22 protein-coding genes are annotated in these 22,951 nt (G+C 63.4%); 12 read left to right on the forward strand and 10 right to left on the reverse strand.

The features are described 5' to 3' along the window. Positions 1 to 110: 110 nt before the first annotated feature. The 4 genes from VMD91_10495 to VMD91_10510 all read left to right on the forward strand — a co-directional run bounded on the left by VMD91_10495 (position 111) and on the right by VMD91_10510 (position 3,742). Entirely contained in the window at positions 111 to 368 is a 258-nt protein-coding gene (locus VMD91_10495; GenBank protein HTW84487.1) for a DUF4160 domain-containing protein, read from the forward strand. Then, entirely contained in the window at positions 365 to 985 is a 621-nt protein-coding gene (locus VMD91_10500; protein ID HTW84488.1) for a DUF2442 domain-containing protein, read from the forward strand. Before VMD91_10495 ends, VMD91_10500 begins: the two co-directional genes overlap by 4 nt. Before the next feature lie 133 nt (positions 986 to 1,118). Continuing rightward, positions 1,119 to 1,475 carry a hypothetical protein gene (locus VMD91_10505; protein ID HTW84489.1) on the forward strand — a complete coding sequence of 119 codons (357 nt, stop codon included), beginning with the start codon at positions 1,119 to 1,121 and terminating at the stop codon, positions 1,473 to 1,475. A gap of 1,646 nt (positions 1,476 to 3,121) precedes the next feature. Next, positions 3,122 to 3,742, forward strand: a complete 621-nt coding sequence (locus tag VMD91_10510; protein ID HTW84490.1) for a hypothetical protein — start codon at positions 3,122 to 3,124, stop codon at positions 3,740 to 3,742. Between the two features lie 54 nt (positions 3,743 to 3,796). Here the strand turns inward: VMD91_10510 and VMD91_10515 are convergent, their stop codons facing one another. The 6 genes from VMD91_10515 to VMD91_10540 form a co-directional block, all read right to left on the reverse strand. Next, a complete protein-coding gene (locus tag VMD91_10515) occupies positions 3,797 to 4,402 on the reverse strand; it encodes a hypothetical protein (GenBank protein ID HTW84491.1) in 606 nt (201 codons plus the stop codon). 180 nt (positions 4,403 to 4,582) lie between these two features. Then, a complete protein-coding gene (locus tag VMD91_10520; GenBank protein HTW84492.1) occupies positions 4,583 to 5,563 on the reverse strand; it encodes a transposase in 981 nt (326 codons plus the stop codon). 1 nt (position 5,564) lies between these two features. Further along, the gene (locus VMD91_10525; GenBank protein HTW84493.1) at positions 5,565 to 6,266 is read right to left on the reverse strand and encodes an SWIM zinc finger family protein; all 702 of its coding nucleotides are present in this window, start codon (positions 6,264 to 6,266) and stop codon (positions 5,565 to 5,567) included. A 1,173-nt stretch (positions 6,267 to 7,439) separates the two neighbouring features. Further along, positions 7,440 to 7,730: a hypothetical protein gene (locus VMD91_10530; GenBank protein ID HTW84494.1), complete on the reverse strand. Its 291-nt coding sequence runs from the start codon at positions 7,728 to 7,730 to the stop codon at positions 7,440 to 7,442. A gap of 153 nt (positions 7,731 to 7,883) precedes the next feature. Further along, positions 7,884 to 8,276: a hypothetical protein gene (locus VMD91_10535; GenBank protein HTW84495.1), complete on the reverse strand. Its 393-nt coding sequence runs from the start codon at positions 8,274 to 8,276 to the stop codon at positions 7,884 to 7,886. A 100-nt stretch (positions 8,277 to 8,376) separates the two neighbouring features. Beyond that, positions 8,377 to 8,814 carry a helix-turn-helix transcriptional regulator gene (locus tag VMD91_10540; GenBank protein HTW84496.1) on the reverse strand — a complete coding sequence of 146 codons (438 nt, stop codon included), beginning with the start codon at positions 8,812 to 8,814 and terminating at the stop codon, positions 8,377 to 8,379. A 486-nt stretch (positions 8,815 to 9,300) separates the two neighbouring features. Here VMD91_10540 and VMD91_10545 point away from each other — a divergent pair, with 486 nt between their 5' ends. From VMD91_10545 to VMD91_10570, 6 genes are all read left to right on the forward strand, one after another. Beyond that, a complete protein-coding gene (locus tag VMD91_10545) occupies positions 9,301 to 9,852 on the forward strand; it encodes a hypothetical protein (protein HTW84497.1) in 552 nt (183 codons plus the stop codon). A 5-nt stretch (positions 9,853 to 9,857) separates the two neighbouring features. Next, positions 9,858 to 11,186, forward strand: coding sequence for a hypothetical protein (locus VMD91_10550; protein ID HTW84498.1), 1,329 nt, complete (start codon positions 9,858 to 9,860; stop codon positions 11,184 to 11,186). Further along, positions 11,176 to 12,360, forward strand: a complete 1,185-nt coding sequence (locus VMD91_10555) for an XRE family transcriptional regulator (GenBank protein ID HTW84499.1) — start codon at positions 11,176 to 11,178, stop codon at positions 12,358 to 12,360. The genes VMD91_10550 and VMD91_10555 overlap by 11 nt, the downstream gene beginning before the upstream one ends. Before the next feature lie 86 nt (positions 12,361 to 12,446). Next, positions 12,447 to 12,875 (forward strand): hypothetical protein, encoded by a 429-nt coding sequence (locus tag VMD91_10560; protein HTW84500.1) that lies wholly within the window; start codon positions 12,447 to 12,449, stop codon positions 12,873 to 12,875. A gap of 578 nt (positions 12,876 to 13,453) precedes the next feature. Beyond that, complete coding sequence (locus VMD91_10565) at positions 13,454 to 14,542, forward strand: hypothetical protein (GenBank protein ID HTW84501.1); 1,089 nt, start codon at positions 13,454 to 13,456, stop codon at positions 14,540 to 14,542. Positions 14,543 to 14,695: 153 nt separating this feature from the next. Continuing rightward, on the forward strand, positions 14,696 to 15,616 hold the full coding sequence (locus VMD91_10570) for a GAF domain-containing protein (protein HTW84502.1): 921 nt from the start codon (positions 14,696 to 14,698) through the stop codon (positions 15,614 to 15,616). Between the two features lie 871 nt (positions 15,617 to 16,487). Here the strand turns inward: VMD91_10570 and VMD91_10575 are convergent. After that, positions 16,488 to 16,658 (reverse strand): hypothetical protein, encoded by a 171-nt coding sequence (locus VMD91_10575; GenBank protein ID HTW84503.1) that lies wholly within the window; start codon positions 16,656 to 16,658, stop codon positions 16,488 to 16,490. Between the two features lie 256 nt (positions 16,659 to 16,914). Between VMD91_10575 and VMD91_10580 the strand changes: the two genes are divergently transcribed. Then, the gene (locus VMD91_10580; GenBank protein ID HTW84504.1) at positions 16,915 to 17,499 is read left to right on the forward strand and encodes a hypothetical protein; all 585 of its coding nucleotides are present in this window, start codon (positions 16,915 to 16,917) and stop codon (positions 17,497 to 17,499) included. Positions 17,500 to 17,517: 18 nt separating this feature from the next. Beyond that, on the forward strand, positions 17,518 to 18,156 hold the full coding sequence (locus tag VMD91_10585; GenBank protein ID HTW84505.1) for a hypothetical protein: 639 nt from the start codon (positions 17,518 to 17,520) through the stop codon (positions 18,154 to 18,156). 257 nt (positions 18,157 to 18,413) lie between these two features. Here the strand turns inward: VMD91_10585 and VMD91_10590 are convergent, their stop codons facing one another. From VMD91_10590 to VMD91_10600, 3 genes are all read right to left on the reverse strand, one after another. Continuing rightward, positions 18,414 to 19,226 (reverse strand): hypothetical protein, encoded by an 813-nt coding sequence (locus VMD91_10590; GenBank protein HTW84506.1) that lies wholly within the window; start codon positions 19,224 to 19,226, stop codon positions 18,414 to 18,416. 403 nt (positions 19,227 to 19,629) lie between these two features. Further along, positions 19,630 to 20,724: a hypothetical protein gene (locus VMD91_10595; GenBank protein HTW84507.1), complete on the reverse strand. Its 1,095-nt coding sequence runs from the start codon at positions 20,722 to 20,724 to the stop codon at positions 19,630 to 19,632. A gap of 199 nt (positions 20,725 to 20,923) precedes the next feature. After that, positions 20,924 to 22,546, reverse strand: a complete 1,623-nt coding sequence (locus VMD91_10600; protein HTW84508.1) for a hypothetical protein — start codon at positions 22,544 to 22,546, stop codon at positions 20,924 to 20,926. Positions 22,547 to 22,951: the final 405 nt, after the last annotated feature.

A 22,951-nucleotide genomic window follows, 5' to 3' on the forward strand; every position in this document is an offset into this window, starting at 1 on the left:
TCCATGGATAGGTAGGCGTCCTCGCCAAGATGCCTGCTCGGTATGCCAGCCTATTGGCATCCCGGCGTCCCTGTGAAACCGAAACACGCTTCGGTTACCTGTAGGTTGCGGTGAGCACGGTTCACGGCGGCGGGGTCCGCTTTCGAATTCACCCGCAAGACCACGAGCCGGTCCATGCTCACGGCAGGTACGCTGAGACGGTGGTGGTCGTGGACCTTTACGCCGATGGGTCCGTCGGGCTCGCCGACCGCGACGATGCGATCATCCCGCGCAACGCGAAGGCGAGCGACGTTCGCCGTATTCTTAGGGCCGCAGGCGAGCACTACGAGGCGATCGTTGAGGCTTGGATGCGGATGCAGGGACAATGAGCAAGCAAGTCAGTCACCCCATTCGGACCACCGAGGCCCAACTTGAGGCCGCTCTCGCAAAGGCGCGCGACTACGATGCCGTCCGACCGCGAGCTCTTGATGTCAGCTATCGCGACGCAGATGACATGGTCATCATGCGGCTCGCCACCGGTATTGAAATGGCATTTCCCCGCCAGCTGCTTCAAGGGCTCGAGAATGCTACCCCCGAGCAGCTTCGCGATGTGAGTATTGACGACTTCGGATCGTCGCTCCACTGGAACCAGCTCGACGTGGACCATTACGTTCCAGGCCTCATTGAGGGCATTTTAGGAACGCGGGCCTGGATGAGCCGAATCGGTAAGAGGGGTGGGTCCGCAAGAAGCGATGTGAAGGCGGCGGCGGCGCGAGAAAATGGCGCAAAAGGTGGCCGCCCCTCACAGCCTGGCTTAGATGCTCGCAATCGCGATACGGGCGGCCATATTCATCACAAGCGCGGTGATACTTTAGTTAGAACGCTGCGAGACACATATGGAGACAGCTTCGCCCCAGGTGTTCGAGGCGATATGAGGCTCGACACGCTGCTCAAGCGAGAGAATGCGAAATCACTTGACGATCTCCTAAAGCGACGAAGAAAATAGCGTCGCTCGAGTTAGCCTGATCACCTCACGCGTCGCCGCTGCTTTCGATGGAACATAGCCGAGCTGCCGACGGTTCAAGGCTGCATCCTGACGCGGTGGGGCGAGCGAACCCCCTACCTCCGAAGTCAAGAATGTGAAACTGATTGCAGGGATAGCGAGTACCACCCATGCTGACGCCCACGAGGAGGTGGTTCCGCTCAATGCCTTAGAGAGCATGGCGCGCCAAGTCCGCGAGCGCTTCATTCCACAACTGATCGATCACGACCCGAATCAGCAGGTTGGCGTGAATCTTTGTGCTCGAGTCGACGAGCTCGAAGATGGAGAGTACGCGCTCGTTGTCGTCAGCGGCATCTTCGAGAAACCCGAGGAGCGCCTTCTCTACCGGACCTTCGCGGCGAACACGGTGTGGAAAAACTACCTGCCGTACCTCGATAGCGTGCTTGAGGATGCCGATCTGCCCGAGGAGACCCTTGCGCCAGACTCGCTCTAAATCGATGTAGACGTCATTTCGTCGTTGCTTGAACGGTGGTTAGATTCGACGCCGGAGCGGGGCGAGTACGTGATCAAGCACCTCGTCGCCAAGACGAGGGATCTTGCCATTGAGGTCTACCACGACCACGATCCGCCACACTTCCACGTGGTCTCAAGCCGCGACGGATCAACGCGCGCTTCCACCTTGACACGCTCGAGCCGTTTGCTGAAACCTGCATCAGCGCTCGGGACGTTAGAAAGATCCGCGATTTCTTCCGAGAACGGCTCGGACTCGCCGACAAGTTGAGGGAAGAGCACGCGCGGATGCAGAGTTAATGAACGCAAGGCGCTCCAGGCATATTTGAACCGGAAGAAAACCCGCGATGCGGCCTACAACGATTTCATTACTGAGCTCGAGGCTGGAATTGGTGGGTGAGCTGCCGCCGGATGGCGAGCTTGTTTTTGTCTTTCCAATTGGTCATGGTCGCTTTGAGGCAACCAATGCAGACCTATCACCGCTGGGCCAAGGGACTCTTCCTCCCGGGGCGACGCTTCGCGAATCGGGAGAACGAGCTCGCGTCGAGGAAGGGCGGATTGTGCCGCATCGTGTCCTTTGGTTCTAGGGAAGCTATTCGCGACGGAGGTCGCCCGCGGCTCGGCGGACGCGAAGTCGAGAAATGTGACGCAGGTAGAAGCTGGGAAAACGCGGCGGTATTCTCCTGGTCCCCATCGGGTGAAGAAGTGAGCAGCTATGGGTGCTAAGATGCCTCTCGATGGCCTACGCGCGTGGCTCTTCGAAATCATCGGAGAGGTCGTTCCCGGAGTGTTCGCGGGACTTCTGATCTTCACGGCCGTTTGGACACCTGAACGTAGTGCTGCGTTGGAAACTCGGAGCAGCCCTAAAACCGCTTGCCGACGTCCCGTTTCCTGTTGCTCTGCTGCTTGTGGGAGCGGCCTACTGCTCGGGCAGCAGGGCGGCGATGTCCGAGGACGCCCCAGCCCCCAAGCTCGCCAAAGAGAATGCGCGCCACCTCCTGTCTGGGGTGAAGGCGGGTACGTCAAGCGCGACTAGTCCCGACCTAGCGCGCATTGTTGGCCGTGGTCTCCTCCCGTGGCTTCAACTGTACGATCGCGATCGGGCGGCGCTCCGCTGGCGGCCGGGATGGCGCACATGAACGACGATGCGCAGCCCACGCCGGTCGTTGTCGCCCGACCGAGCGAGAGGTGCCAGCCGGGTCCGAAACCGCGCCGGCTCACCAAGCGGCGATTACGCAAACTCGATAAAGCCAAGAAAAAGCGGAAATCGAAATGGCGCCAAGAGCATCTTTCTCCCCTCGAGCGGCTGATCCGTTGGGGTGTGCCGTCGACGTCCCTGCACTTATACGCGAAGTGGTGGCAACTCGAGCGGTGGCTGCGCGACCTCGCGCAACTCGAACTCCAAGCGCGGTTTAAGCGCGAGTGGAAAGCGCAGATTGCGCGGATCGAGAACCGGCGGGACCTTCAGGCGCCCGGCCTTCGCTACATGCCCTCTTCCGATGACTCCAATCCGCTGGGCTTCGCCGATTTCGGCGATTTGCGAAAGCTCTTGATGTCCATTGGGATCTCTTCGCTTATGCCTTACCACCAAAGGCACGCTGGACCGGTACAATCGACACTCCGACGGCGGTGCGTCGTCGCATTGCGCATTGCCGTACGCCGCATCAGGACGATCTCGCGCGCGTCGAGCAGACACTACGCGACCTTGAGGATGGTGCGCGCGCCTGCCTCCAAGCATACACTTCGTGGGAGTGGATTACACCTGAATCCGACGCCGAGCTTGGGGCTTTCTCTCCAGGCGGGCGGCTCTACGGGCGCTTGGAACATGCGCGCGATCAGTATGAAACGACGATCCGGCTCCATCGCACGACGCGCCCTTGGTCGACGGAGTCGAGCCCAGGCACCCTGTATCATGCGCATTTCCACTGCAGCAGACGGCCGCCTGATCCGGTGCACGTTTGGAACTATCTTGGCGGTTCGGACGAGCTGCCGGATCTGGTGCACTTGAACTTCTACGCGTTCAATAATGTTGAAGCGGTGTTCACGCTGTCAAGTCCGGACGCCGCCGTGCAACTCATTGACAGCGTTCTTGAGGCCGTCCTGGTCTCCGAGCGACCGCGACCGGACGCATGGTATGACGATTGGGCACAAGCAGCGCAGTCTTTGGATTATCGCATTCACGCCGATGACTACTTCGCTAAGGCAACAAATCTTGCGCGTGACGGTCGGGTATTCTTTGAGCAAATCTAACGGGAGCTACCCTAAAGGTTAGAGCAATTGTCTTCGGAGCATTTTGATGAAACTTCAATCGCTTGCCGGATAGCCGCGGATACCGAAGCACAGGAGCGGTTCAATCGACTGAGCATCTGCGATGACGCGGATAGCACCGCAGCGATCGGTACGGTAGACGCGCGCGCGGGCGGCGGCGAGGCGGTCGAGTGTCTCTGGTGATGGATGGCCGAAGCTGTTGTGCCGACCAACGGAAATCAATGCAACGTGCGGACGAACGGCGGCGAGGAACGCGGCCATGCTCGCCCAGCGCGATCCGTGATGGCCGACCTTGAGAAGGTCCGCGCGCACGTCGGCGCCGCGCGCCAACAGGCGCGCTTCGCTACCTTCGCCAGCGTCGCCGGTGAAGAGTGCGCGGTAGGCCCGTCCATCCGGAAGCCGATACGACAGCCGCAGCACGATGCTGTTCTCGTTGACGTCGTCGCCGGTATCGGCGAGGAACGGTTCCGAAGGCGCCAGCACGTCGAGCACGACACCGTCGTCGGTCTGCCACTGCATGCCCGCCCGCACGACGCGCACCGGGACGCCGCGCTCACGAGCGGCGGCAAGACAATCGACGTACGCCCGCCCACCATACTGCTGACCGCTATCGGCGATCGTATCGACCCGCAGCGCTCGCACGATGGGCGCGCATCCACCGACGTGATCGCCAGGTCCCGTTTCTGAAACAGCTCGTTTAGAAACACGTGAATGAGCATTTCGAAACAAAACGGCGAAATTTGAAACGGCAGGCAGAGAAAAAAGAAGACCGCCTGCATTTGCAAGGCGGTCGCTCTTCCTTCTCGGCGCTCCTGCGCGTCGCTAGAGCCTCAGGCTGGACGGATACAGATCCGGAATCCGCGGGATGTACCCGGCGAGACTGGTGAGCTGGAGGAAGCGCCGCACGTTCAGCGTGATGGCGATCATGAGCATCTGGTTGACCGGTCCGTGCTTCCGCATAGACGTGAGTTTGGGCCACTCGCGCTTGATCACCGAGAAGACGTTCTCCATCTTCGCCCGTTTCGAATAGAGCGAGTGGAATCGCTCAGGCTCGTCCCGCCACAGCGCGAACATCTCCCCGATCTGCGGATGGTCGAGCAGTACCTGCTCCATCCCGAGCTTTACCGCCCTCTTCGCGTTCTCGGGATACGGGATCGTGGACTTGGCGCCGTACTTCGCGATCAGGGACCGGGTGGTGGTTCCATTGAAGCCGCCGTCTGCGAGCACGTCCTTCAGCGGCATTCCCAGCGATGCCAGCCAGGTCAGCATGTCGTCCAGGGCGGAGCGCTCGCCGACCGAGGGAGAGTAGACTCGGACGTCGCCGATGATCATGTACGGGAAGGCCGCGATCGCGACAACGCGCTGCCACCCCTCCTTGACGTCGACGATGTCGCCCCACCGCAGGTGGCCGCGCGACCCGACGTCGGCCGTCTCGCCCTCGCCGACCTCTTCGTAGATCGGAGCGTCCCCGTCGTTCCCCCTGGCTTTCATCTTTCGGACGTCCTTGCGGTATCGGAAGTAGCCGTTGCCGGACATGCCCGTTCCGTCCGTCGCCCAGTTGCCGTCCATAAACGGCGCGAGCAAGAGCAACGTGACGGCCAGCAGGAGGCGCAGGTAGGACTCCGTCGACTTCGCCGTCGTCAGGCGCGAAATGATGGGCGGACTCGGAATCGATTTCTCCGCCTGCTTCTTGGCCTCGGTCGGGGTGAGGATCCCGCAGTCGGGAAGATGGAGCCGGCGGCCGGGCACCACCAGTCCGCGCACCGTTTCGAGCGCTGCGTACGCGCCGATCGAGACGTCCACGTTACGCCGCCTCCCCGAGCTGCTCACGACGCGCCTCGATGCGCCCGGCCTGCTTGGCGAGGATGAGTTCCGTGGTCCGCTCGACTTCGGCCCCGTGGGCCTTGCGCAGGCTCAAGCCAGCGGACACTCCGAGCAGCGCGAGCGTCATGGCCGCGCGCCGCTGAATCCGCGGGCGGCCGGACTTGTTCCGCGGATCGTTGTCGATCACACCGGCGACCAGCTCCCGCAGCATCGGCATGGTCTCCGAACTCGCGTGCGCGAGCGCTTCCTCGTACGCGGCGGAGTCCTCGGTGAGGTGGCGGACGAGGGCGGGAGCGAGCGCGTGAGCCGGCGTGAGGTCGCGAGCCTGCCCGGCGGGGCGGGGCGTTTCCCTTCCGACGGCGGGTCCAGACGGGTCGTGCGTCGGCGGCGCCTGGACGTACCGGACGGCCCAGATGTGGGCGCAGGGATACCGCTTCTTTCGCGCCTTCCGATACTGGTCGCACGAGCAGTCGCATTGGCCGCCGTTGTCCCAGGCGACGATCGGCCCACGCCGATCCCCCGACTCGAACTCGTACGTCGTGCCCTCGCCGCCCTCCGACTCGCGGTAGGCCCCCGCGAACGTGAGGACCAGGCCTTCGCGCTGATCGGGCGAGGTGACCGCGGGGTATTCGCCGGCGGCGATCCGCCGACGGATGACTTCCACCGTCGCCTCCACGCTCATCGGCCGACTCTCCGCGCGCGCATCCGGAAATACGCGCGCTCGACCTGAGCGCGGAATCGGTAGGCCCCATCGGCGACGAACCCGTCGAACTGGGGCCCACGTCTGGCGAGCAGTGCCAAGATGCGGGCAGCGACCTCGTCGCTGATCGCGTCTCGGAAAGGGTGTCGGCTGGCTTGCCGCCGCGAGCGGTTCCGATGCTGGTCCACGCTGTCGCTCCTGTCGGGTCGTACCGACGTCTCGTGGACGTCCGAGGGACAGGATACCGGCGCGCCTGTGCCAGCGGGGTGACCTTGTGCTCCCCGGATTCGTGCCGGGCGGCGGACGGGTTCGGCCGGGGAGGCCGGGCGGCCGCGCCCGCCGCCTGCGGCGACGGCGGGCGCGTTGCCCGGCCGCGCCGCGTCTCGAAAGGGACGTTGCGCGTTCGGGTGCGCGCTGGGGGCCGTCGGGTCGTTCATTTCGTTCCTTTGGCGAGGTGACCGCGCCTTAGGAATCTCGAGCCGTTGCTGCGGCTCGGGGTTCCCCCCACGTCGGGACGCTGGCGTCATTCCTCCATCTGAAGCCAGCCTGCCACATCGCGCGACGAACGCACGAACGGGAGTCAAGTGTGCGAGGGGGAGAAGGGCGAAAATCGCGCCCGCTGCTCTCCCCCCGCGATCTGCGCCCATTTCGATGGTTCACGCACGGGCACGCGCAGCGGGCGGAGAGTCTACCACTCGCGCACGCAGCGAGGGAAATTTAGAACGGCGTTTAGGTCTGAAGTGTGACGGCATCACACTCGCGACGCTCGCACGCCGCGACGGACATGGAGGAAGCGACGACGCCGGGTGTAGGCGTCCCCCCTCGCGGTCGACGCGCGTCGCCGCTTCCATCCCTGACCGTGCCCGGCGACGGACGGAATCAGTCGCGTTGAGATCCGGCTTCCCCCCTGCGGCCGGGGCTCGGCTCCGGCACGGCGAAACGTCGATCCCATGCCTCGCGTCCAGCTATGGGGATGGGAGTGCCTTCGATGCGGGCACCAATGGCTGGCGCGCGATCCGGACGCCGAGCCGAAGGTCTGCCCGAGGTGCAAGTCGCCCAACTACAACAGCCCGCCTCCGCCCTCGCCGCCTCCCCGGCCGAAGAGGCCGAAGCCCTGGGAGCGGAGGGCGGAAAACTGATGGAGAGAGGGTCACGTCACGCCGACGCGACCCTCTCCTTTTCCCTTCCGCCAGCTTCGGTGTACACCGGACCGTCGGCGTCGGATATCGCGAAGACGACGGTCGTCGTGCCGTCGTGCCGGGTGAACATCCTCGTCGGTCGCCACGCCCGCGCGTGCCAGACGGTGACCATGCGGCAGCGCGGTTCGGGCCGCTCGACCTCCAACTGCACGTCGCCGGCGTTCGTCCGCGGCGGCTCCTCCGGCGGCCCCATGCGTGCGAAGTCGATCGCCGGGAAGAGCGGCAACTGCACCGCTCCGGATGGCACGGGTCGCCGTTGTACCTTGCCCATACACCCTCTTCTCGTTCGGAACGGCCCGCGGGCGCGGACCGTGCCATCAATCTACCGGAGCGTATGTGCCAGCAGGGTGGCAGTGTTCTTCGGCATTTTGCGGCTCTCGAAGGCGACCCGCAGCGTTCGCTACTTCCACCGGCAGATCGGCGTCGGGTCGGCGAGCCCCATCAGGACGCGCAGCTCCATCGTCATCGAACCCCGCTCGAACGCCGTCACGAGCGCGACGAGGCCGCCGGTGCACCGGATCTCGCGACGCGTGCCGACGTACTCGGCGAGCGAGAGCAGCAGCGCCATCACCTCGATGAGAATGCGGTCGTCGGCCGGCGCCTGCCGTAGCGCATGGACGCGGTGCCCCAGCTCGCGCACCTGCCATTGGACCTGGACGAAGCGGTCCGCGGCCAACTCCTCGCGGACGCCCTCGTAGGGGCGTCGGACATCGTCCTGGCCCCCGATCTCCTCCATGAGGACGACAAGCACATCGACGTCGTCGAGCAGCTCGTCGTACCAGGTCTCCGCCATCGCTTTTCGCCTTCTCCGGCGCCGCCGGAAGGCGATGACATCGAAAGCGACGGCCAGCGGGTTGGCACGGTCAGCGTCGACGAGCTAGTCAGGCTTCGAGCTACTCGGGCTTCAAGACGAAGTCCGCGAGCCGGACGTCGAGGAAATCGCAGATCATGAGAAGCCGGGGCAAGGCAAGGTGCTTCCCGCCTTCCATCTGGCTGACTTGCGCGTTTGTCGAACCGATGGCTACCGCGACTTCGGCTTGCTTGCGACCGCGAAGCTTTCTCACTTCGCGCACGCGCCGATGATCGAGCCTTTGCTCCGCAGGATCCAGCGAGACGCCGTGCGCGTCGAGGTGCCTGGTCAACGCCTCGATCGCTAGACGCGGCTCCCCTTCGGCGATCGCGAGTTGGGCTGTGCGGACGGGACCCCCGGTACGGCCGGGCGGCAGCTTTGCAAGCTCGTTGGCCAAGTTGTATGCTGCCAGCTCCCGCGTCGGCAACAGGGCCGGATCGAACTCGGATGCGACGAGGGACAGGCGCGGACGTTCCGCCACGATGAACTCCCTTGAACAGCTATATTCACTTATATCGCTTTCTATCCTATATTCACAAGTAGATGGAACCTCATTGGGAATCGTTCGCAATTGATGCGGGACCAGACTGGCCGCGCGGGTTCGAAGCGGCGGTGCCAGCTCTGGCGGAGGTCCGACGATCCATACGCAGCCGTCTCCCCGAGCGGGTTCGACTGCTTCTTGAACTCGCAGAATGGGTCGGCATCGACGCGGCGTGCGAGATGTCAGTCGCGGAGTTGGACGCTCTCGTAGGGGAGATGCCCGAGCCGGTGCGGGCCCGGTGCGCGGTCATCGCGACCTCGCCGCACGTCTTCGACGTCGAAGGTCGGCCGGCGTCCGTCGCGGACGTGATTCGATGGCTGGCGATGGCATTCGAAGAGGCCAGGCTAGACCGGCTCATGTCAACGTAAGCGCGTATGGACTGCCAGAATCGTTGACTTTGTCGAATATCTCGGTTAACCTCAGGACGTGGCCACCGACTGCGATCGCTGTGCAGGCGTCCTCGATAAGCGATTTTCGAGCTCCGCGTATCTTCTGACGACGGGATCGCAGGAGGCGGCCGAATCGTCGGCCGCCTATGCGCTCCGTCGGGAGCGTGAAGCGGAGCCCGAGCTTCGAGATCTCTTCGTTCGTCTATTGAACGTCGTGCGCCGCGAGCGACGCTCCCCACGGCTGCCAGGCATGGGCGATGACTCCGAGATACGGTCGTTGCGCGAGCGCGCGATGCAATCCAAGCCCGGGATGCGTCTTATCGCCGCCTTCGACGATGCGATGCGCGACGGATCCGATCTGGCCGGCGCCTTCGCGGCGCGCAGTTACAACTGGATGCGCGGATGTCTAGAGGTGATGAACGACTGGCCCGGGGCTCGCCATCCCTTCCGGGACTGCGAGAGCGAGTTCAAACGGCTGCTGGTCGGCAAGATTCGGCGGGCGTTCCTCCATGTCGGCGAGCCGGCCGAGAAGTCGGCGCCGGCGACCCAGGGCCAGATCCTGGAAACCCCCTTTCCGGTCAATACCTGATGGGCATGCCGGTAGTCGATGCCGCCGTCTACTTCGACGGCTGCTGGATGCGCGTCGAGACGCGCCGTGCGCCGTTCGAGCCCGCGCAAGTCGAAGCGCGGATCAATCTCGACGATCTCAATCCGCTCACGCCGCGCGCCAGCGCGCCGGAATTGTTCGAGCTGCTCGACTTGCTGATCGCCGTGTATGCTCTCGACCGGTCTGTTAGCCGACCGGCCGACGGCTGGGCACGCGAATTCAACATCTGCTTTCCTGTATATCGCGTCGAAGACTGGCGTCGGCATGCCCCTCTGGTTCGCGAGTGGCTCTTTTCCCTCACCGGCGACTTCGTCGAGGTCGCGCCCATGCCCAGAACGTCAAGCGCGGGACATCACGGACGCCCACCAAGCTTGGACCTGAACGGCGGCGCGGACGTGATCGGGCTCCTAAGCGACGGCCTCGACTCGCTTTGCGGCATCGACACCGCGGTGCGCGACAGGACGCGCAGACTGGCTCTCGCATCCGTGATTACCAGCGATACGCGCGGACGCCGGATTGACGAAATGGCTCGGTGGGCGACCGCGGCCGCCGGATACGATGTTGAGCACCTGCGCCTGCGGACCAAGTTGCGCCGGAAGCCAAGAGCCGAGAAGACGCAGCGTTCTCGTACGGTACTTGCGCTCGTTACGGGGCTCACGGCGGCGAGCGCCCTAGGCGCGAAGTATGTCGAGTCGTACGAGAACGGAATCGGCGTGCTCAACTTGCCGGTGCCGGATCTGCAATACGGCACCATGTCCACGCAGGTATTGCAACCCCGGTACCTTCCGATTTGGGATCGCATCGCCCGTGCGTTCTTCGGCGCGGACATCCGAGTGCGGTACCCCAACCGGTTCAGTACCAAAGGTGAAATGGTAGCCGGACTCTCGCCCGAAGCCTCACGCCTGGTGCGCGACGGAACGTTCTCGTGCGACGCGGAGCATCGAGCGAACGGGCACATACTCCACTGCGGGAGCTGCGGTTCCTGCCGCTACCGTCAGCTCTCGCTCGCGTCCAGCGGTATGCCCATCGTCGACGCGGAGTACGTCTTCCGGAAGGTCAAGGAGTACCGTGCCGACCCCCTCAACATGATGCGTTATCACGCGGACCTTCTCGCGGAAGCGCTCTCGGAGGCGGATCCGTGGTCGGCGCTTCTGCGGTTGCAGCCTGAACTGTGTGGCGTCGACTCGGCCGAATACGCGCGCGGCGGAGATGCCGCGGACGCCTGGCGCGTGGACGCGCGCGAGCACACGATCGAGCTGCTGCGGCGTCACGTCCGAGAAGTGCAAGGATGGCGAGTCGCTTCACATGCCGCTTGATGGCATAGACCTGGACCCTGGCCGGATCGGCGCAAACATCGCGAACGCCCGAAAGCGGGCGGAGCCGCCGCTCAATCAGAAGGAACTCGCCGACCGTGTTGGCGTCTCGCGCGCGACCTTGGTGTCGATCGAGAGCGGACAGCGCCCGCCGTCGTCGACCGTCCTGGCTGCGATCGCCGACGCCCTGAAGGTCCGCGTTCGGGACATCGTCGCCCTGCCCGTCCAGGACGAAGCGGCGACGATTCGCTTCCGCAATCCGCTGCGCGGCGACGAGTCGGCCGAAGCAGCCGTGAACGCGCTGATCGATTTCGCGCGTCGCTACGCGATCCTCGAAGAGCAGATCGGTCGTCGTCGGGTCCGCACCATTCCGCCCCTGGCGTTGAACGACGGAGATGACGTCGAGCACGTCGCAGAGGACCTCGCGACCGCCGAGCGTTCGCGCTTCAATCTCGGAGACGGACCGTTACTCGACCTCAGGTCGGTCCTGGAAAATGACGTCGGGATGCTGATCTTCGGCCTGCCCGAACTGGGCAAGACGAAGATCGCCGGGCTGTTCACTTTCGCGCAGGATCTTCCCATGGTCGGCTTCAACGTGCGGCAGGCCGACCCAAGAAGACGGCGATGGACCCTGGCGCACGAGTACGCGCACTACCTCACCAATCGGTTCGACGCGGAAGTGACCTACGAGGCGGGCGAACGACGCTCGCGCGATCCATATGAGCAGCTCGCCGAGCGATTTGCCGCGCACTATCTCATGCCCGCCAGCGGCGTGACCCGCCGATTCGCGGAGCTGATCGGCGGAGCTAAGAGCGCCACCGTCGCGCACGTCGTCATGCTCGCGAATCAGTTCCGCGTATCGTTCCAGGCCATGTGTGAGCGCCTGGAGCGACTGGACCGGATACCGAGAAACACGTACGACTACGTGATGGCTCAAGGTTTCCGCCCGATCGAGGCCGAGCTTTCTCTCGGCATCGAGCGCAAAGACGAGAAACTCTCGTCCTACCCGGCGCGCTACATCTACCTGCTGTCGGTCCTGCATCGCCGGGGTGCCGTGAGCGAAGGCGACGCGGCGGCATATTTGCAAACGGACCGTCTAAGCGCGCGGGAAGCGCTCTCGACGATCGAAGCCGATCCGTTCTTCCCGATGGACATGTCCCTGGAGGACCTGTCCTGAACGTCCTGGCCGCAGATGCCTCGTCCCTCATCAATCTCTTCGCGTTCACGGACGGAGCAGGCTTCGGTTATCCTCTGGAATGCGTCGTGGGGCCGGCCTTCGCTAACGAGGCGCTCTACGCGTATGCGGACGACACGTTGACGGAGCGGGTAAGACTCAGCGTCGAGAAGTTCGCGGCCGCCGCGATCAACATCTCGGAGCTTCGGCTGACCGATCCCGAGGTAGACGGCTGGGTCAAGTACGCGAGTCGGCTCGACGACGGCGAGGCTCAGGCGTTGGCGCTCGCCGCCGGACGCGGATTGGCAATACTTACCGACGATACTGCCGGCATCCGTCTCGGGAACGAGATCGGCGTAGAGGTGGTGACCAGCCTGGATCTCGCCCACTCCTGGTCGGCCACCGCGACGGCGGACGGCATTCGCGCCGCCTGTCGACGGTTGCGGCACAGGGCGCGATTCGCGGTGCCGCGGCAAAGCCCGCACGCAGACTGGTACCGATCGATGCTCGACGGCTAGGTACGACGCGTTTCTGTCGGCAGGCCATTGACCGCCGCCACGCTCGTCGCGTAGAACCCGGCCACTCGGCGCGGATCGAGCATATAGGGAACCCCTCCAGACGAGGCGGTCACGGTAAGCTGCCTTGTCGCATGCGTTCGGTACCATGGCCCTCATCCTCGGCGTCAAGAGCCCGGTCCAGAAGCACCCTGATCACGACGCGGTCAGGAGCCTTCCACCCGTGCGCCCTACACGCGATGGCGAAGGTCCAGCGCCTGACCCTCGACGCCGACGAAGTCGTCCGAGCACAGTTCCTTCCGGACCCGGTCGAACGGCCGGCCGCGGTCGTCCGCCTCCCCACTGGTCGATCAGGTCGGCAGCGCGTCGACGCGCGAGAGCATCTCGTCGTACCAGGTGCAGACCGCCACCTTCTCCCCCTTCCGACCGGAACCGGACGGAGGGACAGTAGACCTCGGGGGAGGCCTACTGGGTGGCACACCCCCAACAACGACGGAACTTGCATCACAGGGCGGGACGGCCAGGGTGGAACCCGAACCGGGGGAGGAATGTCACTCCGCCCTGATCGGCAAGCTGATGCCATGCCCGCACGTGATGACGAGCCAGATCCCCTCAAAGTAGCCGCTGATGCTGTCGCAGAAAAGTTAGACGCGGACATCCTGCTGGTAAACGGGGACCTGAGTTTCGGCCTTCAGGAAACTGTGATCGAGCTGGTCCGCGAGCGACGTCGCCGGACGAACGTAGCCCTCGTTCTGGTGACATACGGCGGCTACGCTGATCCAGCGTACCGGATCGCTCGCACGTTACAAGACAAGTACGAGAAGTTCTACGCCTTCGTGACAGGGATGTGCAAGAGCGCTGGCACTCTCCTCGTCATTGGGGCGGACGAGATCGTCATGTCGGACTACGGCGACCTGGGCCCGCTCGACATCCAGGCACTCAAGGACGACGAACTTGGGCAGATGTCGTCCGGCCTCACGACGCAGTTCACCTTCGACGAACTCCGTCATGAAACCAGACTTTTGTTCGAACATCTATGGCGGGACATCAAGCGGAGCACGTACGACCGGATCTCGTTCCGCACTGCCGCGGAGTACGCCACGAACATGACCATCGGGCTCATGAGCCCGATTTACAGCCAGATAGCTCCCCTCGCGTTGGGCGAGATCGGGAGAGCCAACAACATCACGCGCGACTACGGAGAGCGCCTGGCGGAGGTTTCCAAGAACCTCCGAGATGGCACACTGGACAAGCTGACAGACTCGTATTCTCACCATGGCTTCGTGATCGACCGGGCCGAAGCAAGCAGGCTATTCGAAAACGTACGGGAACCAGATGACGGGGAGTGCCGTTTCTTTGATGCCCTGGGCAAGCAGGGGCGGCAGCCACATCCCCGTTCGGGTGGCCCGCGCGAGGGGACGGTCGCGTCCTTTCTCTCCGAGGAAGTGGCGCAACCGCCCGAGATCGGCACCGAGTCTCAAACGGCGCACCCTTCAGACCGAAAGAAAGAACAGCATGGCAACGACGCTGAAAAAGCCGAAGCCCGAAACCCCAAGCCGGCAAAGCCACAGCGAGCGTCGATTCCAAGCAAAGCGGGACCGCATGCTGGAACGCATGGCTCGCACGGAAAGACGCCGCGAACGGGGAGGAACGGAACCCCTACTCGATGACGAGTTCGCGAAAGTCTTCGCGTACTAACTGACCAGCGGAGGCGCCCCCAGGGGCGCCTCCGCTGCTTTCCGGGGGCGACGCGGACGCCGACGATCCCGCGGCGAATCTAGCCTGAAATGATCCCGCTCCTACTGGGCGATACGCCCCCGGACGTGAGCAAGACCCCCGAAGCCGTCAAGGACGCGACCGCGGCGTTCCTCGATTGGATGAACGGGCACGTGCCCTTCTTCGCGTGGATCATGCTCGTGCTGCTCGTCGTGATAGTGGTGCTCGTCGCGCGCGCTCTTCTCGTCAAGATCCGCATCGATGAGAAGAACCGGAAAGATGCCGAAGACGCGATCGCCGGGCAGCGCGCGGCCGAGAACGTTGCGGAGATAGCGAACGCGGAAAACGATCGACTGCGGCTCATCCTGAAGATGATCGACCGTTCCCTCCGGCGACAGGACGACATCGAGCACGAAGAAGGCAATGCCGTTCTGCCAGACGGTGTCCGGTATCTGACCGAGTGGATCGTCAGAGGCCTGACGTTCGAGAAACCGGACATCAACAAGCTCGTGGTCTTCCAACCCAGCCGCGAAGATCCGAACGTCCTCACCGTGATCGAGCAGAGCGGGATGAGCCCGGAGAGCGGGAGAGCCATTCGCTGGCCCGTCCGTCCCGAGACGGACGACCGCGACAGCTTCGCCGCGAAGGCGTTCCGCAATAACCGGATCGAGAGATGCGACGACACGCAGCTAGACCCGCGATACGTGCACATCGACGGGCACGCCCCGACGCAGTCGTACCGGAGCATCGTGGCCGTTCCGATCAGGCACGGTTCGCGGGTCATCGGGGTCTACACGATCGATTCGCGAGAGGCCGCCCGGTTTTCGGCTGGCCAGCCGATCATCGAGCAACTTGACCTGTACGGTCGCCTGTTTGCCTTGTTCATGGTGCCAACCGTTGGCGACGTGAGTATAATGAACTCGAACGAGGCGCGTGCCGTTCCCCAGTCAGGCCCGACTGGCTCTCCCCCCGCGCCAAAGGATGAAACCCATGAGCCGCCTCCTGGCGAAGCTCTTCGGACTAACTAAGAGCGCTTCGCCCTCTGTCCCGCTACCGGAAGAAGGAATCGCCCGCCAGCTACTGTTGGGCAAGATCGCGCCGCCGACTGACTTCATGCGAAGTCCGAAGCTGGACGCGGCCGTCGAGACGTACCGAGAGATCGTCGGTCGCCAAGAACGGCGAGCCAGTTAGCAGAGAGGCCTCCCTTCGGGGAGGCCTCTCGCATTCAGATAGCTCCGCCGCGCGGAAGGCTTAAGCCATAGGACGAGGCGGCGACGCCGGGCGTGGGCGCCTCCTTCGCGGTCGACGCGCGTCGCCGCCCACCGCTGCCAGCGCCCGGAACACGGCGGAGCAGTCGCTGTGGCTCGCGCACGGGGAGCACGAACATACGTTCGTGGAACCTGGCTTGGCAAAGGCGAAACGTCGGGCCGTGCGCGATGAGGGCCGTCCTGATTAGGCCTGGATCGCCCTCCGCGGCGCCGCACTGGCGATCGACGACGTTCTCCCGCCTAGGGAGTTGCGGGCGGTGGCTGATCAGCGGCCTAAACGCCTGCGGAGAGCCCAGAGAACGGTACCGCGAACCCGCGGACCCGGCGACCGCAGTGATCGTCGCCGGCCTCCTCACACTTCCTGGGATGGACCGGGTCCGATGGCGCAAGTGGCTCACACGATGGACCGACGAGTCGGGTCGCATCATGCTACCTCGCGACGGGCGCCGACGCACGTAGTGCAACGAGCTGCACATCGGGACGCCTTGGGGATCAATCGGACAGGACCCGCACGAGCTGCGCCAGCAGCGACCTCTCCTTCTGGATCGCCGCCTCGGCGACGAGGTAAATGGAGGCGCCGAGCGCGATGACCGCTGCCGCTTTATTCATGATCCGTTATCCGCGAGCAATGTTACTGACCGTTCCGCGTGTCACGGTCGCCGGCCGCGTCAGCTTCCTTGCGGCAGACGTACGCGCCGGCTTTCGTGTTGCCGTACCAGCGCATGCCCTTCTCGTGGTAGATGCCGCTGTTGGTATTTAGCCACACGACCTCGTCGCGCGGACAGTGACGTTGCGCCGCCACCCCCGTCGCGAAGAGACGTAGCTGCCCTTGCGCAACCGGCGCCGTCGACGTCTTCGCGTGACCTGGGGCCGAGCCCCCAAAGAGCAATGCAAGACCAAGAAGCGCCGAAAGAAGACGACGAGTCACGGCAAGTCCTTTCACCCGAAAGAATACGAGCAAGCAACCGTTGTCTGCCGTGAATAACGTATCCTGCCGGTTTTTCGAGGTCGTATTGCACGTAAAGGTGCACGGACGGTATCTTGTAAAAATCGCCACCGTGAACGCGAAGCGGCTTGCGTCGACAAGCCTGTGGGAGCGCGCCTCCAGTCTGCCGGTCGCGAGCGACGACGACTTCGTCGATCGCCGGCCGCGAGGAGTAGAGGCCGCCGAATTGCGCGTGGTCGAGGACCTCGCATTCCGACGGAAGTTGATCGCTGCCGGCTACGCCGAACCGGTCCAAAGCCCGCGAGGACGCAGAAAGTGCGTTCCGATCATCCGTCTCGTCCGCGATGGATCCGGCAACGCCCCGAGGCGCCGAGCCTCGGAGAACGAGGCCGCGATATCCGCCTTACCAACGGTGGAGGAACTCGTCGAACTCCTTGCGCGAATCGATGCGGTCGAACGCGAAATAGGCGCCGAGATGCACCTGCGCGCGAACCACGAGATCAGCGTTCTTAAGAGCCGAGTTGGCAAGGCGCAGGGTGACGACTTCGAGCGGACGTTCCGCGAGTTGGAAATGGCGATGCGTCAGCGCGCCGCACTGCGTTCGGCGGTTCGTCAGGAGGCGTTCCGCCGTATCGAAGCTGACTCCGGCTTTGCGCCGAGAAAGCACCTGCGCATACTTTCTCCGGAGCGCATATAACCTGAGCGGAGGACCAAGATGACGCGCAAGGCTCAGCGCCTCCGGAATGCAACGACGATCGAGATCGATCGCCGCATTCGTAGTGCCGGCGATCATATCGGCGCCCTCATTCAGCATGAGAGGGTAGTTGCGGAATCGGCGGAGAGCAACGCCATCGAGACGGAACTCGACGCCCGCCGTCGGTTTGACCGGGATCTTCAGGCGTTTTTCGCAGCGGCGCGCACGGCTCGAAATTATCTCATTCAGAAGACCGACGAGGTTGGCCAAAGAGGATGGCTGGAAATCCGTCTTGAGCCGAAGCTCTTCGAATTTCACGCGGCCCTGGCGAATCAGGACATGCACGACCACGCGGCCGTAGTCGCCAAGACCTATGATGTGAGCTACGCGGTCCGAGCGGACGTCGTCCGGCTGGTCGACGGCGGGCGCGCAATTCTGATTCCGTCGGACATTCAGAAGCCAAAGTACACGAGAATGCGTCTCACTTACGTGGAGGCAGACTTGGAACCCGCTGCCCGTGACGCGTATCAGTCCCTCAAGGACGGACCACAAGGGCCGCGTGGCGTCATTGAGCTTGCCGGAGAATATATCCAGGGTCTACGAGAGATCGTCCGCGATGCCGAACGAGATGGCCTATTCTCTGCCGTCGGTCCTACATAGACGGTCGGAGGCGCGGTGAGAGGGAGCCAGCTACGCTGCTTACCAGCGCAGCACTATATCTTTACCTTGCTTGATCGCCACTCCCAGAACAACTGCGGGCGACGACGATCCCGACAATACGTCTCTTAGAGAGCCTGTTCTTGCTTCAACCGCTCGTAGGCCAAGTTCTGGATCTGAGCCGCGCTGGCGGCTGCGAATGAAGAACATCGACTCGTGCGGCCCAATACTCGACCATCTTCTTGCGTTTCCGCGAACCGCTAAGTATTCACAGACGGATGAAAGCTCGTCGGATATCCCTTCCCGATCCGTTCGAAAGTCGCTTCGCCCTCGGTGTGCACCGCCAGGACGGCTTCGGGCCCGAGCGGGCGGATAGCGCAGAGATCGAAGGATTCGTAACTAGTGTCGCAGCCGAGACTTCGCGCGAAGGTTGCCAAGACCGCCCTGGCCGCACGGTAGCCGTGCTCCGTCGCGCTGAGCGGAACCGCGAGTTCGAGGACGCGCGGTTGGCCAATGCCCCCGACAACACGCTCCAGATACTCGTCCTGGAGCCAGAAATACACGACCTCTCCGCCCCAGTTGTTGAGGAGCAAGGTTACGTCGTCGTCGTCGACCGCCGTGGGTTGGGAGGTCATCCAGAAGCGGTTCACACGCGAATCGGCCTGCTGGCGGTCACGTAACGGGCTCGCCTCAAAAAGTGCATTCGCAATTTCGACCGATATCTGTCCGTCGGTAACTTGCGCATCGAGACGCTCGCGCGTAGTTTCCACGGTCGAAAGGTAAAGGCCGGTCGTTTTCAGCGCGTCGACTTCGGACTCGGTCAGCCGCGTGTAGTGCCAGGCGCGAATCGTGCTGAGCTCCATCTGACGGCCGAGATTCTCCAGAAAATGATGATACCTGTCAGCGTAGGCATTACTCTGATAGACCAATCTTCCGCGAGAAGCCTCCCGTTGGATGGAGATGTCCTTGTCCGCTGCGATATAGCTGCGCACAAGGTCCGCGTTCGACCGCAGCGGAGCCATCAGGCCTTCGTCAAACGTCTCGGCGTCCCAAACATCAACGAGATTCGCCACGGACGTCATCTGGCGTGATGCGCGGTCAAGACGTCTTCTTCGTCAAAGCGGCGCTACAGTATTCCGTCTGATACACTTCGCACACCCATAGCGAGTAGTTGAAGCCCGTCTTCGCAGCGGCAGCGCCGGCGTTCCCACGAACGGTGTCCTTGGTCTTCGTCGGTGCCTCGACGACGTACTCGGCTGGTGGCAACCAATACGACTCTCCACTGGGGTACCTTACGTAGTTCTTGAAGCCGCGTTTATGCATCTCTCCGTGAAGCGTATCGTAGGCGGCCTTGTTTCCCTCGGCCCCGTGGAGTTCGACACGAATGGTATAGAGAGCACCCATTTTTACTTTCCGTTTCTGACGGTTAGGTCAAGCGCAACTATTCGGGCGCGACGCGGGGCAAGTGAGTAGGAATCAACGCTTGTCTTTCTCAGGATTCTTGGAGGTCCGACCGTCGAGTGGGCCTTCGCGACGAGATGCCCTCGGCGCAAAAACCATGTCCGAGATTCCACGTGTTTCAAAACGGGCTGAGTCGCTGCTCAGTACGATACGTCCGTACACCCAGCACGTTACATAACCGCCTCGCGTAGCAAGTACCTGATCGAGGACTTCACGGTAGTAACGGCCGTCCCGACTCGCATCGAGTTCCGCTGTAGTGACGACGATGCCAAGGGGAACCAGTCTATCGACGCTTACGGCGATTCGATCGTAGAAGCGTACCGAGTAACGCTCTCCATATTTACGAACGCTGGCGCCCCCGTACCATATTCGATTCTCGTCTTGCGCCGCCGCCCGTCCCATCGGGCAGAACCACTCGTAGTACGTCCGCCACACACCACCGATCCTCAGCTTAGCTTTGTCTGCAACGCGCGCAGCCGCAAGGCGCTGGTGGCACGACACGATGCTTTGCAAGACCCGCGATTCGGTCAAGTTCGCCCGCAGCGCGGCTCTGCGTTCGACGACCAGAGTACGCCGGCGCTCGAAAGATGAGACTCGACCTGGCGAAAGCAGGTCACGCGAAGTGGGTCCCTTCGCGCCCCGCTTCGGCAGCTCGATGACGAAGACATCGACGTAGTCGGTCGCCTTGTAAGTCGTGAGCCGCTGACCAAGCGCATCGTCCGGTGAGGCAACCGGACCGGCCTCCTTCGCGACCTCTGCGCGTGCGAGCGCATCGACGACGAGTTCACAGGTAGCGGAGTGAGCAGCGGCCTCGATCCAACGAAAGTGCGGTGCGCGCAGATGATTTCCCAAGTCTCGGTCGTTCACGAGCTTGTCGTAGTTCACACCGGCGATCGTCGGGTGGAACAATTCACGGCACTCGTCGTCCGGGCACTCGAATCGGAACCGTCGACGCGTATCCGGTGCTTGCGCCCAGAAGGCGTTGCGCGCCCCGAATATCTCTAACGTTTCGTTCAGATCGACGCAGTGCGCTCGCTCGATCTGATGCTCCGCGCCATGAAGGCGGACGAATTCGCGTCCATTGTCGTCGCTCGTCGCTTCGAGCCGCATCCGCTTCCCAGCCTGAGGTCCGCGCGACAAAGCGTGCACCGGGCCACGGCTCACAGGCCGTGTCACGTCAGGTACCAGAGGGAGACGGCGGCGCCGGGTGTGGGCATCTTCCTCGCGGTCGACGCGCGCCGCCGTCCCGTAGTGGACCGTGCCCACCCCCTTGGGGACCTATTCCAGGCGAATTCGGAGCACCCGGAACTCATTCGACACTCCCCGTCTGCGTCGACGTCGGTCCGGGAACACCGGGCACGCGGAGCGGCGCAGTGTGTCGTCCGCCTTTCGGCGGAGGCTTCGGGTGCGGCGTCTTGCTCGCTGACGGCTTACGGGTTCCGTCCACGAAGATGACGGTCGGCTTCGGTCCGTCCCACGGCTCCGCCATCACCTTGCGAAGGTTCGCGATGTTTCTCGCGCTTGCGCCGGTGCCGACGTTCAGCACGAGGTAGATAGCACGTGCGGTGCACTCCGCCTTCTTGTACTCCTGAAGCTGCACCGAATAGCCGTGCGCGAGCCGGCTGTTGTCCGAGAGCTTAAGCTCGACCAACGTCGCGAACGCCGCCCCGTGGCTGAGCTTGAAATCGACGGGGCCTCGGCCGCCATCGGTCTCAGCCGAAACGTCGAGGTCGTTGTAACCGCAGTGCACACGGGCGATAGCATGGAACACCGACTGGACGACCTTCTCGCGGCGGGGATGATCGCCAACGAAGAGCGCGTCGCGAAGCCGGTTGTTCTCCACCATTCCCTTGAACTGTTCGACGATCTTCACGACGACGTTGAAGAGATCGTCCCCGCTCGGTTCTGCGGGAAGCTCCAGCTTCGGCGGCCCATCCTCGATATAGCGGCGCGCCATCTCGTACCAGAGCTTCCGTGCCTCCGGATCCTTTTCCAGGTCGTAGACGTGCGCTTCGGCGTTGCGATAGCGTTCGATGAACGCACGCAAGACCTCCGGATACTCCAGGAACGACTCGCGGGTCAGGGTCTTACCCTTCGAGTCGCGCACCATGGCTTGCCAGTCACCCTCAATCGTCGCATTGAGATGCTGTCGGAGCCCTTCGTTCTGCGACATCACGGAGGAGATGTCGCTACGATCCAGGGCCACCGGCAGTGCGCTCAGGACGTCGCGCGGGGCGAGGATGATGTAGCGCTCTTGCGCGTCCTCGTTCATGTACCACGGCAGCTCGGCATAGGTCGTCCCGCTCTTGTCGAGCGGGAAGGACTTCATGCCGACGCCGAGTTGCCCGCAAACCCGCTGAGTGTAGGAGACCAGATCGTCGCGGATGATCGTCCCGATCATGTCCGAGATCCGGTCGGCCCCGATGTTCCGCTCGAACAGCGCGAGCAACTCGAAGAACTCCGGGTCGCGCAGGCCGGCTTGCACGACCGCTCTCGCCGTCTCCAGAACCTGAGAACGGATTGTGTCGGCCCAACCGCTGCCGTCGACCGATTCCCGCGCGTAGCCCAGGCCAACGCCGCGGAATTCAGGGAAGTCGGTCAGCCGGTAGGCGGCCCGGTCGAATTCATCGCCCCGAAACTGGCTGGAGGCGAGCAGCTTGAAGATCTGGCGGTACCGGCGAAGCAACTTCGCCCGGGCTCCCTTAAGCTCCGGAGCGCTCGTCGTCGCGAGCAGTTTCGGGTCGATCATGAGCTTCGTGTCGCGATTCACGATCAGGTCGAAGGCGCCGATCTTCGAGAACGCTGCCTTGTCGAGCCCGAAGTAGTCGGTGAAGCTGGCGGCACCGCAGAGCGGCACCTTTTGGGAGTGGGTGACCGACTTCGGCGGTTTGGGAGGGCGCTTGGGCCCGCCGGGTTTCTTGCGCGGGGGCATTCTGTGATGGACCTCCTAGTTCGGATAGGGGAGCTACCGAACAGGAGGCCTAGCCGCGCGCGGCGCAATACGTCTGCAACGCCGACACGCGGAGCGACCATTCCTTGGGAGCGCGCGATTCGGAGAGGACGACCGCCGGCTGCCAGGCTGATAAGCGGTCGTTCTGCTTTTTGCGCTACTTCGAAGGGGCTCGGTGCTTAGACGCGCCGTGACCGGCGCCTGAGGGCCTTCTCGATCGCAATCCTCTTGAGAGGGAGGCTACTCGGTAACCCGAGCGGTGGACGTTCCGCCCGCAGTTACCCCCGGTAGCGGGAAAGTCCTCTGTCCTTGCACGGAAGACGTGAGAGGTTCCACCATCCAGATGGTAGCGGTTCCAACCGCCTCATCTCCCCCCATTCGCGCTGA

The sequence above is a fragment of the Candidatus Sulfotelmatobacter sp. genome (assembly GCA_035504415.1).
In the GTDB taxonomy this organism is placed as follows: domain Bacteria; phylum Vulcanimicrobiota; class Vulcanimicrobiia; order Vulcanimicrobiales; family Vulcanimicrobiaceae; genus Vulcanimicrobium.

What these genes read in the sequence shown, in the direction of transcription:
- VMD91_10500 (HTW84488.1), top strand. Translation starts at nt 365, where the DNA reads ATGAGCAAGCAAGTCAGTCACCCCATTCGGACCACCGAGGCCCAACTT.
- VMD91_10525 (HTW84493.1), bottom strand. Translation starts at nt 6,266, where the DNA reads ATGAGCGTGGAGGCGACGGTGGAAGTCATCCGTCGGCGGATCGCCGCC.
- VMD91_10535 (HTW84495.1), bottom strand. Translation starts at nt 8,276, where the DNA reads ATGGCGGAGACCTGGTACGACGAGCTGCTCGACGACGTCGATGTGCTT.
- VMD91_10550 (HTW84498.1), top strand. Translation starts at nt 9,858, where the DNA reads ATGCCGGTAGTCGATGCCGCCGTCTACTTCGACGGCTGCTGGATGCGC.
- VMD91_10555 (HTW84499.1), top strand. Translation starts at nt 11,176, where the DNA reads ATGCCGCTTGATGGCATAGACCTGGACCCTGGCCGGATCGGCGCAAAC.
- VMD91_10565 (HTW84501.1), top strand. Translation starts at nt 13,454, where the DNA reads ATGCCCGCACGTGATGACGAGCCAGATCCCCTCAAAGTAGCCGCTGAT.
- VMD91_10585 (HTW84505.1), top strand. Translation starts at nt 17,518, where the DNA reads ATGACGCGCAAGGCTCAGCGCCTCCGGAATGCAACGACGATCGAGATC.
- VMD91_10595 (HTW84507.1), bottom strand. Translation starts at nt 20,724, where the DNA reads ATGCGGCTCGAAGCGACGAGCGACGACAATGGACGCGAATTCGTCCGC.
- VMD91_10600 (HTW84508.1), bottom strand. Translation starts at nt 22,546, where the DNA reads ATGCCCCCGCGCAAGAAACCCGGCGGGCCCAAGCGCCCTCCCAAACCG.